Annotated in this window: 11 protein-coding genes; 8 read left to right on the top strand and 3 right to left on the bottom strand. The window is 51.4% G+C overall.

Features of this window, described 5'->3' with window-relative positions; all coding sequences use genetic code 11:
• The first annotated feature begins 30 nt into the window (after positions 1 to 30).
• From BUB86_RS07220 to BUB86_RS07205, 4 genes are all read left to right on the top strand, one after another.
• Positions 31 to 1,560, top strand: coding sequence for a RagB/SusD family nutrient uptake outer membrane protein (locus tag BUB86_RS07220; protein ID WP_081373146.1), 1,530 nt, complete (start codon positions 31 to 33; stop codon positions 1,558 to 1,560).
• A 1-nt stretch (position 1,561) separates the two neighbouring features.
• Entirely contained in the window at positions 1,562 to 2,746 is a 1,185-nt protein-coding gene (locus tag BUB86_RS07215) for a glycoside hydrolase family 71/99-like protein (RefSeq protein WP_073207718.1), read from the top strand.
• Positions 2,747 to 2,749: 3 nt separating this feature from the next.
• On the top strand, positions 2,750 to 4,759 hold the full coding sequence (locus BUB86_RS07210; RefSeq protein ID WP_073207598.1) for a glycoside hydrolase family 97 protein: 2,010 nt from the start codon (positions 2,750 to 2,752) through the stop codon (positions 4,757 to 4,759).
• 87 nt (positions 4,760 to 4,846) lie between these two features.
• Entirely contained in the window at positions 4,847 to 6,589 is a 1,743-nt protein-coding gene (locus BUB86_RS07205) for an alpha-amylase family glycosyl hydrolase (RefSeq protein ID WP_081373140.1), read from the top strand.
• A 2-nt stretch (positions 6,590 to 6,591) separates the two neighbouring features.
• Here BUB86_RS07205 and BUB86_RS17585 read toward each other — a convergent pair whose 3' ends face one another.
• Both BUB86_RS17585 and BUB86_RS07200 read right to left on the bottom strand, forming a co-directional pair.
• Complete coding sequence (locus tag BUB86_RS17585) at positions 6,592 to 6,693, bottom strand: smalltalk protein (protein ID WP_175549433.1); 102 nt, start codon at positions 6,691 to 6,693, stop codon at positions 6,592 to 6,594.
• A 141-nt stretch (positions 6,694 to 6,834) separates the two neighbouring features.
• Positions 6,835 to 7,056, bottom strand: coding sequence for a hypothetical protein (locus tag BUB86_RS07200; protein ID WP_073207595.1), 222 nt, complete (start codon positions 7,054 to 7,056; stop codon positions 6,835 to 6,837).
• 144 nt (positions 7,057 to 7,200) lie between these two features.
• Between BUB86_RS07200 and BUB86_RS07195 the strand changes: the two genes are divergently transcribed.
• Positions 7,201 to 7,419: a hypothetical protein gene (locus BUB86_RS07195; RefSeq protein WP_073207590.1), complete on the top strand. Its 219-nt coding sequence runs from the start codon at positions 7,201 to 7,203 to the stop codon at positions 7,417 to 7,419.
• A gap of 2 nt (positions 7,420 to 7,421) precedes the next feature.
• On the opposite strand, the gene rsmA is transcribed toward BUB86_RS07195, so the two are convergent.
• Positions 7,422 to 8,216, bottom strand: a complete 795-nt coding sequence (rsmA, locus tag BUB86_RS07190; RefSeq protein WP_073207587.1) for a 16S rRNA (adenine(1518)-N(6)/adenine(1519)-N(6))-dimethyltransferase RsmA — start codon at positions 8,214 to 8,216, stop codon at positions 7,422 to 7,424.
• Positions 8,217 to 8,664: 448 nt separating this feature from the next.
• Between rsmA and BUB86_RS07180 the strand changes: the two genes are divergently transcribed.
• From BUB86_RS07180 to BUB86_RS07170, 3 genes are all read left to right on the top strand, one after another.
• Entirely contained in the window at positions 8,665 to 9,705 is a 1,041-nt protein-coding gene (locus BUB86_RS07180) for a lysylphosphatidylglycerol synthase transmembrane domain-containing protein (protein WP_073207581.1), read from the top strand.
• Entirely contained in the window at positions 9,702 to 11,159 is a 1,458-nt protein-coding gene (locus BUB86_RS07175) for an aminoacyl-histidine dipeptidase (protein ID WP_073207578.1), read from the top strand. The genes BUB86_RS07180 and BUB86_RS07175 overlap by 4 nt, the downstream gene beginning before the upstream one ends.
• Positions 11,160 to 11,494: 335 nt before the next feature.
• The gene (locus BUB86_RS07170) at positions 11,495 to 12,421 is read left to right on the top strand and encodes a magnesium transporter CorA family protein (RefSeq protein ID WP_073207575.1); all 927 of its coding nucleotides are present in this window, start codon (positions 11,495 to 11,497) and stop codon (positions 12,419 to 12,421) included.
• Positions 12,422 to 12,457: the final 36 nt, after the last annotated feature.

Below are 12,457 nucleotides of genomic sequence, written 5' to 3'. Positions count from 1 at the left end.
GTAATAATGATCATTGTAAAACGTAATAATATGAACAAGAAATATATTCTTTCCTCACTGTTGTTTGGTGCGCTTGCCATCACCGGTTGTACTAATCTCGACGAGGAATTATTTGATGTCGTTTCGATGGACGACTATGGAAAGACTGAGTCTGAGGTGCAAACCATTGTGGGCGGTGCTTATTCTACACTCCGCGGCTACGGCTCCAGCACCGACGAGGGCAACGGCGTTAACTGCTACCCCACGTGTGAGTACGTGTTCTTCCTGACCGAGTGCTCTAGCGATGAGGCCTGTATTCCAACCCGTGGTTCCGACTGGTATGATGGCGGTCGCTATCAGGAGTTGCAGTATCACACGTGGGATGCCACCAATGCTTGCGTACTGGCCGGTTGGCGTTATGCCTTTACAGGTGTTTCAAAGGTTAATGCCATCATTTATCAGGTAGAACAGAGCGGGCTTACCGCCCAGCAGAAGAGTAATGTAGAGGCCGAGCTACGTGGCTTGCGTGCCTACTATTATTATCAGCTCATCGATATGTTTGGCAGTGTGCCCATCTCAACCGATTTCACCGCCAAGCAGTTGCCGGCTAACTCAAGCCGTGCCGAAGTCTACAACTTCATCGAGCGCGAGCTCACCGAGATTCTTCCCGTGCTCCCATCGGGCGTACAGTATGGCCGATTCACTCAGAACGTAGCTTACACCCTGTTGGCGCGCCTCTATCTCAATGCCGAGGTGTTTACAGGTACCGCCCAGTGGCAGAAGTGTATCGATGCTTGCGAGAAGGTACAGGGCTACAGCCTTAATGCCGACTATAAAGCTCCCTTTGCTATCGAAAATGCTGGTAATCAGGAGATTATCTTTGCCATTCCTTACGATCACAAACAAGGCACCGTGGGCAACTATCTGGCCTCTATGACCTATCACTACAATCAGAAGTATGCCTTCGATCCTGCCGGTGTCTACCAGTGGTGCGGCAATGGCATCTGTGCCCAACCGGGAGTATGGTCGTCATACGAGGATGGCGATGTTCGCCGCGACAAGACATTGCTCATTGGCCAGCAGTATTCGGCCAAGGATGGTAGCATTGTGAACATGGACAATGGCGAACCGCTCAACTATACCGAGACTATCGATAACTATACCAACGCCCTGCAGAACGAGGGTGCCCGACTCGACAAGTACGAGTGGAGTGCCAGCGACTCGTGGGAGCGCGACAATGACTGGGTGCTGATGCGTTATGCCGAGATACTCATGATGCAGGCCGAGTGCTACTATCGTTTGGGTTATACCCAGTCGGCTTTGGCCTTTGTCAATCAGTTGCGCGCTCGTGCTGGTTTGACCGATCTGACCACCTTGTCGCTCGAGTCGCTCGATGCCGAATGGTTGCACGAGTTTGCTATGGAGGGCTTGCGCCGCACCACCAATATCCGCTTCGGCACTTACTTCAATGCATGGTGGAACAAGGCCGACGACGCTGCCGACCACCACACCGGTGTATATCCTATCCCAGCCGAGGAGTTGGCCAAGAATCCTAATCTGAAGCAGAATGCAGGCTATTGATATGAAGAAACTCATACTGAACGTGCTGTTCCTAACCGCAAGTTGCCTTTGTGCAGCTTGCGGCGGTAGCAGCGATACGCCGGAACCCGCACCTGTTGATCCTACGCCTACCGACGAGAATCTCGATCCACAGCAACCCGCCAAGACCAACGCTATGAAGGTCTATGTGCACTACATGCCGTGGTTTGTCAGTCCTCAGTCGTCGGGTGTGTGGAATCACTGGACCATGAGCGGCAATCCGCTCGCTGTCGATCAGTCTAACTTTGCCTCGCACTATCATCCGCTCACGGGCGCCTATGCCTCTAACGATGAGGCTATACTCGACTATCAGTGCCTACTCATGAAGTATGCCGGCATCGAGGGCGTCATGGTCGACTGGTATGGCACCCAGCAGAAGAACGACTATCCGCAGAACGAGACCAACACCCGCGCCCTGCTTAAGGCCGTAGAGAAGGCACAACTGAAGATGGCCATCGTCTACGAGGATGCCACGCTCGATGGATTGAGCGATAAGCAAGGACAGGCCCGTTCGGATATGCGCCACTTGCAGAGCTATTACTTCAAGAGCGATAGCTATACCAAGGTGGGCGATAAACCACTGCTTATGTGTTTCGGTCCGCAACAGCTCACCACGGCGGCAGGATGGGATTACGCCTTTGGCGCCCTCAACACGAAACCGCAGTTTGTGGTGCTCAATGGCTTCAGCAGTCGTGCCAATGCGCAAGGCGAGTTTCTGTGGGTCAACCCCAATCCCGATTATTCAAAAGCCAACACTTTCGATACATATATTGCAGGTGCCATGCCCGGCTTCTGGGATGTGTATAAGCAGTTTGGACAGGGCAATGGCTACACCACTTACGATCGCGAAGACGGGGCCTTGTTCCAGCGCCAGCTGAATGCGGCTAAGGCCTCCGGCCTCGATTTGCTGCAGATAAGCACCTGGAACGACTATGGCGAGGGTACCATCGTAGAGCCCACCAAGGAGTTCGGCTATCAGTATCTCAAGATGCTACAGCAGTTCTGTGGCGTGTCCTACGCTCAGAGCCATCTCGAACTGGTTTACCGTTGGTATGTTCAGCGTGTGGCTCATCCCAAGGATCAGCGTGTCAGTCGGGCTTATACCTATCTTAATGCACTACAACCCTTGAAGGCTGAAGTGCTTATCGAGGAACTAGAAAAAATATAGAAAATGAGATATTTCTTTAGCAACGTTATCGTTAGAGTTAGTTTAATTGTTAGTAGTTTTTTCCTCATGCCAAGTGTGGCTGATGCGGCGGAACAGGTAAGCTCGCCCGATGGGCGACTTACCTTAACCGTCGGCATCTCTGGTGGTCGCCCGTATTATTCGCTCCAGCGTAGTGGCGAGGCTATCATCCAGCCGTCTTATCTCGGTTTCACGCTCGATAGTGGCGATTTGTCGCGCCAATTCCGCTTGGTGGGCGTTAGTCGCGATGCTAAGGACGAAACGTGGGAACAGCCGTGGGGCGAGTGCCGCTACGTTAGGAATAACTACCGCGAACTACGTGTAAAATTGCAGCAGCGAGGTCAACTTAAGCGTCGTCTTGATGTGGTGTTTCGTGTCTTCAACGATGGCATCGGTTTCCGCTACGAGTTTCCCAAACAGCTCAATCTCAAGTCGTTTCAGATATTAGACGAGCTCACCGAATTTGCTTTGCCTTGGGATGCTCCCACATGGAGCCAACCCACTAATGGCACCAGCTATTACGAGGGTGTTTACACTTGCGAGCCTATATCGAAGAAGGATACCGTTTCTACCCCCATTACCATGGAGGTGAAGTCCGATCTGTATCTCACCATCCACGAGGCCAACCTTACCGACTATGCCAGCATCAATCTCACCCCGCGTGGCACTCGGTTGATAACGGCTCTCACCCCTTGGGCCTCGGGCGTCAAAGTCTATGCCAAGGCGCCGTTTGTCAGTCCGTGGCGCACGGTTATCGTGGCGTCAACACCTGGCGAACTCATCACCTCGCGCCTCGAACTGAATCTTAACGAACCTTGCCGCATCTCTACATCGTGGCTCGATGTGGGGCGCTACGTGGGCATTTGGTGGGGCATGCACATGACCGATTATACGTGGGGCCAAGGTGCCCGTCATGGCGCTACCACCCAGAACACCAAGCGTTACATCGACTTTGCGGCCCGCCATGGGTTTAAGGGCGTGCTGGTTGAGGGGTGGAACGAAGGTTGGGATGGCGACTGGACGCGCATTGGCAATCACTTTAACTTCTGTAAGACCTATCCCGACTACGATCTTGAAGGCCTTTGTCAGTATGCCGCCTCAAAGGGCGTGCGCATCATTGCCCATAACGAGACGGGTGGCTCGGTTACCAACTACGAGCGCCAACTCGACGATGCCTTCAGTCTTTACGAGCGCCTTGGCATCAACTGCGTCAAAACCGGCTATGTCAACACCATGCTCGATGGCCGCGAGCTTCAACACTCGCAGTTTGGCGTGCGCCATTATCGCAAGGTGGTCGAGACGGCCGCCCGCCATCATCTCATGGTGGTAAACCACGAACCCGCCATGCCTTCGGGCTTGCGCCGCACCTATCCCAATTTGGTGTCGGGCGAGGGCATGCGTGGTCAGGAGTATAATGCCTGGAGTGCCGATGGTGGCAATCCGCCTTATCATGTGTGCATACTGCCTTTCACCCGCGGATTAGCTGGCCCGATGGATTTTACGCCCGGCATCATGAACTTTAAGAACAAGGCCGTGCCCACCACTCATCCGCAAACCACACTGGCCAAGCAGTTGGCCGAGTACGTATTGCTGTATTCGCCTTGGCAGATGGCCGCCGACATGATCGAGAACTACGAGGGCCAACCCGCACTTGCGTTTATCGAGTCGTGCCCTACCGACTGGCATGAAACCCGCGTGCTCGATGCTAAGATAGGCCAATATCTTGTTACAGCGCGCAAGGATCGTCGTAGCGACAACTGGTTCATTGGTGGTGCCACCGATGCCGATGCGCGCACATTGAGTTTTGCGCTCGATTTTCTCGACGCGGGTAGCACCTATCGCGCCACCATCTATCAGGATGGTCCCGGTGCCGATTATCGCACCAATCCTTATCCGCTCACCATCCTCCAGCAAGACGTCAACTCGGCCACTAGGATTACCATTCCTTTAGCTCCCAGTGGTGGTTTTGCTATTAAACTTCAAAAATATTTGTAAAAAGTTTGGATTTCCGGTTGGGAATCCAAATTTTTTTGTATATTTGCGGTCGAAAGTCAATTTATGAACTCGTAAAACCATTATTTAATGATGAAAAGATTGTTGTTAAGTCTTGTGACGATTGCGGGCGCATTTACGCTCCAAGCTCAAACCATTACTGGAAAGTACGAAATCCCCAAGGTGCCTGATTGGGCCAAGAATGCTGTGTTCTATCAGATTTATCCGCAAACATTCTGCGATTCTGATGGCGATGGCATCGGCGACCTGAAGGGTATCATCAGTAAGCTCGACTACGTGAAGAGCCTGGGTGTTGATGCCATCTGGTTCAACCCCTTCTTCGACTCGCCCTTTAATGATGCCGGTTACGACATTCGCGACTATTATAAGATAGCGCCGCGCTATGGCACTAACGACGATGCCAAGAAACTGTTCGAAGAGGCGCACAAGCGTGGCATGCATGTCATCTTCGATTATGTCATTAGCTATACCGCTATCGATCATCCTTGGTTTGTGCAGTCGCAGAAACAGGAGAAGAACAAGTACTCTAACTACTATATCTGGACCGAGACCAACTGGGTTGATCCCCCATTCGAGTTTGCCGGTCAGTTTGTAAAGGGCTATGGTCAGCGCAACGGTCAGTTTATGCGAAACTTCTATTGGTGCCAGCCGGCGCTGAACTTCGGTTTTGCTAATCCCGACCCTAAGCAGAAGTGGCAGTTGCCCACCAATCATCCCGATGTGATGGCCATGCGCGAAGACCTGAAGAATGTGCTGCGATTCTGGATGGATATGGGGTGCGACGGCTTCCGTGCCGACATGGCCGGTGCGCTGGTCAAGACTCGCCGTGTGAGGGGCAACGAGCAGTTCTTCAATACCAACGAGAACGAGACCAAGCTCTTCTGGCGTGAGATTCGTCAGTTGCTCGAGAAGGAGTATCCGCAGGGCTTCATGGTGGCCGAGTGGTCGTATCCAGCCGATGCGCTCGATAACTGTTTCCATGTAGACTTCTTCCACTGGTTTAAGGGCTATAACGACCTGTTCCAGAAGGAGAGTTGGCGCATTCTGAATGGTGTGAGCGAGGGACATAGCTACTTCGATGCCGAAGGTAAGGGCGACATCAAGGAGTTCCTGGCTAGCTATATGGACCAGTATAACAAGACGCTTGGTAAGGGCTACATCAGTTTGCCCATGGGAAACCACGACAATGCCCGACTGGGCAACAAGCGCACTGATAAGGAACTGGAGATTATCTATGCCTTTGGCTTTACCATGCCCGGTGTGCCATTCCTGTATTATGGCAACGAGATTGGCATGCGCCAGTTGCCCACCAGTTGGCCGCAGGTTGAGGGCGCCTACCAGCCTCGTAATGGCGCTCGTACGCCTATGCAGTGGAGTAAGGACAAGAATCTGGGCTTCTCTACCGGCGATGCCGATAAGCTGTATCTGCCTGTCGATCCCGCTCCCGATGCACCCAACGTAGCCGAACAGGAGAAGAATCCCAACTCGCTGCTCAATAAGACACGACAGCTGATAGCCCTACATCATAGTGAGCCCGCTTTGGCCGATTATGCCGAGTTTGTGCCACTTTATCCCACCGGCGATGGCGATCCCTATCCGTTTGTGTACGCCCGTGCCGCTGGAAAAGATGTGGTACTGGTCATGCTCAATCCAAGGGCCAAGGCCTCTGATGCCACGTTCAGCATCAATGTTAAGTTCAAAAAGACCAAGGTTTTGGCTGGCGACCGTTTTACCATCCTGCACAACAAAAAGGCGGGCAATATGACTATCCATATGCCCGCTACCTCTTACGCAGTAGTAAAACTGTTGTAACTCTAAATACCCATACAGCTAGTAGCTCCGAGTGCCGTCAGAATAGCCGACGCTATGGAGGCGATAAGCTGTACAATAAACTTTGCTGTTTCTTTCTTGGTCATGGTTGATTTTGAATTTTAATGGTTTATAATTCGGTGGTACGGTGGTGCGAGGGAGCGGTCGTGCGGTGGTACGAGGTACGTCTGCGGCAGGAGTTTTTTCGCGCCCACGCGCCTCCGCGCCCCCGTACCCCCGATTGCTCCTTAATCCCCCGGATTAGGCGTGTAGCCACCAGTTGGGCCATCATCCTCCTCACTACCCGAATCCTCTACCAGCGCACCTGCGAATGTCTCAGCATTCACGAACTCGGCCTTCTTGATGAACTCACGACTCGAGATGTTGGTCTCGGGCTGTAAAACGTAATTTTCCTCCTCGAAATCCGCAATTTTGTGCCCCGTCAAGTGCCATCTCGTTCGACAACCCATAACAACATAATTCCCGCCCACCTCTCCATCTCAAACAGCAGATGTTATGTTGTTATGTTGTTATGCTGTTATGCTATCGCAGCCCGCAGTTGAATCGGGCGATTGGTGGGGGGGGCTACGTCGAACCATCTTACTGGCTGCGCAGTGGATATCCGCGTAAGTGGACTAGAGAAGTTGATAGTTTACGCCTCGATACTGCTTGACATCAGCCGCGACTGGCAGCAGGATTTCGACGAACTGCTGATAGAACGCCGCTCGGCTTCGCCGCTTGGCTCGTCCAAGAATAAGCATGGCGCCATGTGGCTGCACTTTGCGGTGCGGCCATCTGGAAATCGCAGGAAGGTGGCGTTTATTAATGCTTGATCTTAGCGTATAGCGGCGGCAACCATGTTGGTGAGTTCGATGAACTGAGGAATGGAGAGTTGTTCGGGGCGGCGTGTCATCACGTCGGCCTCGAAGAACCCTGCCGGAGCGGGGTGGGCAGCATCGAAAATCTGGCGTAGCGACACGCGCAGCATCTTGCGACGCTGGTTGAAGGTGGTCTTAACCACGCGGCGGAACAACTGCTCGTCGCATCCCAGATCGGTTACCTCGTTGCGCGTCATGCGGATAACGGCACTCTGCACCTTGGGTGGCGGGTTGAACACGCCGGGCTCTACGGTAAACAGATATTCCACGTTATACCAAGCCTGAATCAATACGGACAGGATGCCGTATTGCTTGTTGCCGGGCTGCGAGGCCATGCGCACGGCCACCTCGTGCTGAATCATACCGGTGCAGCAGGGGATGAGGTCCTTGTTGTCGAGCATCTTGAAGAAAATCTGCGATGAGATGTCGTAAGGATAGTTGCCTGTCAGCACAAACTGCTGCCCGTCAAATACCTCATGCAGGTCCATACGCAGGAAGTCGCCACCGATGATGTTGTCATTTAGACGAGGGAAATTCTCCTGCAGATAAGCCACACTCTCGCGGTCGATCTCTACTACCTTGAAGGGGCGGGGCTTTTCTACCAGATACTGGGTCATGACCCCCATGCCGGGGCCTACCTCGAGTACGGGGATATCAGGACAAGCATCCACCGTATCGGCGATGCGTTTGGCTATGTTCAGGTCGGTCAAGAAGTGCTGACCGAGGTTTTTCTTAGGGCGAACTTGTTTCATGGGTGCAAAGATAATAAAAAAAATCGCAGATTATAAGATCTGCGACTCATTTTTTTTCGGTTACCTATTGAATTACTTATTGTTGTCTACATTAACAGCAACGGTTACTACCAGTGAAACGGCCAGTGCAAAGGCGGCCAAAGTCATCAACAAAAAACTTGTTTCTAATGTTACCATAATAAATTTCCTTTCTCTAAAATATAATTGTTATCCTTAAAACCGCTGCAAAGGTACGGCTGTTTGCGCACACAGCCAAAGATTTCGCATAAAAACAGTAAAAAAATGGGGAATCGTTGACACGTATCAATAAATAATAAAAATCAAATAAAATTTGGAATTTTGCTCACTTATTCGTAATTTTGGCTTTGCCGAAGTTACTACCACTCGGAAATAAAAATAAATTCGGATTTATTTTGTATTTCACTCGTTTATTCGTAACTTTGCACCCATGGAATTAAAAAACATCATCAGTAGCGTGGCTAAGGTAGTGCTGCCCTTTGTGTTGGGTGGTGCTATTTTGTGGTGGATGTACCGAGGCGAGGATTTCTCGGTGATACGCCATGTGCTGACCGAAGAGATGGACTGGACGTGGATGCTGTTGAGCTTCCCCTTTGGTATATTGGCGCAGATGTTCAGAGCATGGCGCTGGAAGCAGACGCTGGAGCCAATTATTCGGGGGGACGAAGGTACCACGCAACCCCGCACCCCCGAAATACGAAGCAGTATCTGCACCTACGCCATATTTATCAGCTATGCGGCGAGCTTGGTGATTCCACGTATCGGTGAGTTCTCGCGTTGCGCCATTTTGAAGCGCTACGATGGGATATCGTTTTCGAAGGCGCTGGGAACGGTGGTAACGGAGCGAGCCGTCGACACGCTGATAGTGATGATATACTCGGGCATCATACTGCTGCTTGAGATGAGTATCTTCGGCACCTTTTTCCGCAAGACGGGTACATCGATGGACCGTATACTGAACAGCTTCTCGCTGACGGGATGGGTGGTAACGGCTATCTGCGGTGTAGCCGTGGCCATATTGCTACACCTGCTACTGAAGAACTTCTCTATATATAATAAGGTGAAAATGACGTTTAGTGGCATCTGGGAGGGTGTGCTCTCGTTGAAGGATGTGCGCAACCTGCCACTATACCTGTTCTTCTCGGTAGGCATCTGGGTGATGTATTTCCTGCATTACTACCTGACGTTCTTCTGCTTCGACTTCACCGCTAATCTGGGCATAGGTTGCGCGTTGGTATCGTTTGTGGTGGCCAACTTCGCCGTGATCGTGCCAACACCAAACGGAGCCGGTCCGTGGCACTTTGCCATCAAGACTATGCTCATCCTCTATGGTGTGGCCGACGAACAGGCGCTGTGGTTTGTGCTCATCGTGCATACCGTGCAGACCATGCTGGTCATCGCCCTTGGCATCTACGCCTGGGCTGCTTTACTTTTTACTAAAAGATTAAACCCCAAAATAGAAAAACTATGAGTGAAATTAAAAACTTGAACCCTACGTGCATCTGGAAAAATTTCTATGCACTGACACAGGTTCCACGTCCATCAGGACATCTGGAGAAAGTACAACAGTTCCTGCTCGACTTTGCTAAGCAGGTAGGTGTGGAGGCCTTTAAGGATCCTGCCGATAACATTGTGATGCGTAAACCCGCCTCGGCCGGAATGGAGAAAAAGAAGGGCGTGATACTGCAGGCACACATGGACATGGTGCCACAGAAGACACCCGAGAGTAACCATAACTTTGAGACCGACCCCATACAGCCTTGGATTGACGGCGAGTGGGTGAAGGCCAAGGGAACCACACTGGGTGCCGACAACGGTCTGGGCGTAGCTGCCATCATGGCTATTATGGAGGACAAAACGCTGAAGCACGGACCGGTAGAGGCACTGATTACTGCCGACGAAGAGACCGGCATGTTTGGCGCTAACGGACTGCCCGAGGGCGAGCTGAACGGCGACATACTGATGAACCTCGACTCAGAGCACTGGGGCAAGTTCGTAATCGGTAGTGCCGGTGGTATCAACATTACCGCTACACTCGACTATAAAGAGGTGGAGACCGATGCCGACGATGCTGCTGTAAAGGTAACCGTGAAGGGACTGCGTGGCGGACACTCGGGACTGGAGATTCACGAAGGTCGTGGAAACGCCAACAAGCTGTTGGTTCGCTTGGTTCGCGAGGCTATCGAGGAGTGTGAGGCCCGATTGGCTTGCTGGCAGGGCGGAAACATGCGTAATGCCATCCCATTTAAGGCCGAGGCTGTACTGACATTGCCTAAGGAGAATGTGGCTGCTCTGAAAGAGTTGGCCGCCGACTGGCTGGAGGACTTCCAGGATGAGTATAAGGGCATAGAGAGTGGTATCGAGGTGATCTGCGAGGATGTAGAGACACCAAAGATGGAGGTGCCACAGGAGATTCAGGACAACCTGATAAATGTGATCTATGGTTGCCACGACGGTGTGGTACGTATGATTCCCAGCTACCCAAGCGTAGTAGAGACATCGAGCAATCTGGCTATCATCGAGATTGGCGGTGGCCACGCCATGATCAAGATTCTGGCCCGCTCAAGTCGCGAGGATATGAAGGACTACATTGTGAAGACCCTGGAGAGTTGCTTCAACATGGCCGGCATGAAGGTGGAGACCGCAGGTAGCTATGGCGGATGGGATCCAAACCCCGACTCTGAGATTCTGCACCTGTTGCTGAAGGAGTATAAGGAGCTGTTTGGCAAGGACGGTATCATACAGGTAGACCATGCCGGACTGGAGTGCTCAATCATTCTGGGTAAGTATCCACACTTGGATGTGGTGAGCATGGGCCCAACCATGAAGTCGCCCCATACCACAACCGAGCGTGCACTCATCGAGACCGTGGCTCCGTTCTGGGAACTCCTGAAGAAGACACTCGAGGATATTCCTGAGAAATAAACGGTGGTGCGTCCTGTTCCCCCGTACCTCCGTACCTTCGAAAAAAATGGCGATTTTCTTTGATTATCGCCATTTTTTATTTAACTTTGAACTACGTTCTAAGTTATTCACGCTCAAAAAAACTCAAAAAAATTTGGTTTTTTACTCGCTTATTCGTAACTTTGCACCCGATAAAACAAATAAATAACAAAATTATGGACGATTACCCGGCGAATAATTACAATTATTAGGCTGGAGGATGCAGCAAGATAGCTAATCCTCTTGCCGCTAAGTCATTTCTCGCGCCCACGTGCCCTCGCACTCATGCGCCTACGATCAAAAAAAGGATTAGCAAAATGAAGACATTCTGGAATACCCAAGGCGGACTGACCCAAATAGACGAGTGGCAGCCCAATTGCTGGATACAGGTGACATGCCCCACCGAAGAAGACCAGCGCGAACTCGAGGAGAAGTTTAACATCCCCGACTACTTTATGTCGGACATCAGCGATACTGATGAGCGTGCCCGTTATGAATACGACGACGGATGGATGCTCATCATTCTGCGTATACCTTATGTCAAGGAGATACGCTCAAGGACACCATACACCACCGTGCCTCTTGGTATCATACACAAGCGCGATGTGACCATCACCGTGTGTTACTACGAGACCAACGTGATGATTGACTTTGTGAGCTTCCAGCAGAAGCGCGGCGAAGGATTTACAGACCATGTGGATATGATTTTCCGCTTGTTCCTGAGTAGTGCCGTGTGGTATCTGAAGCGACTGAAGCAGATATCGATGCTGGTAGACAAGGCCAAGCGCAACCTGGATAAGGAGGTGAACAACGAGAGCCTGATAGGACTAAGCCGACTGCAAGACTCGCTGACGTACTTCCAAACCTCTATACGTGGTAACGAGACACTGCTGTCGAAACTGAAGTTCAAACTGCAGATTGACGAACTGGATGCCGACCTGATTGAGGATGTTAACATCGAGATGACACAGGCCCGCGAGACTACCAGTATCTACTCGAACATTCTGGAGTCGACAATGGATACCTATCAGAGTATTATCAACAACAACATGAACACCGTGATGCGTACGCTGACATCGGTAACCATCATCATGATGATACCTACGCTCATTACGTCGATGTTCGGTATGAATCTGGTAAACGGTATGGAGTCGAAACCATGGGGATTTGTCATCGCCATCATCTTTTCGGTTGCCATTTCGGCCATTGCATGGGGTATTTTCCGCAGGAAACGACTAGTTTAGGCCACAAAACCGCAAAAAAACTAAAAAAAATTAGGT

The sequence above is a fragment of the Xylanibacter ruminicola genome (assembly GCF_900142525.1).
Lineage (GTDB): Bacteria > Bacteroidota > Bacteroidia > Bacteroidales > Bacteroidaceae > Prevotella > Prevotella ruminicola_A.
Note: the sequence above shows the minus strand (reverse complement) of the source record. Positions and strands in the feature narration are given on the sequence as shown.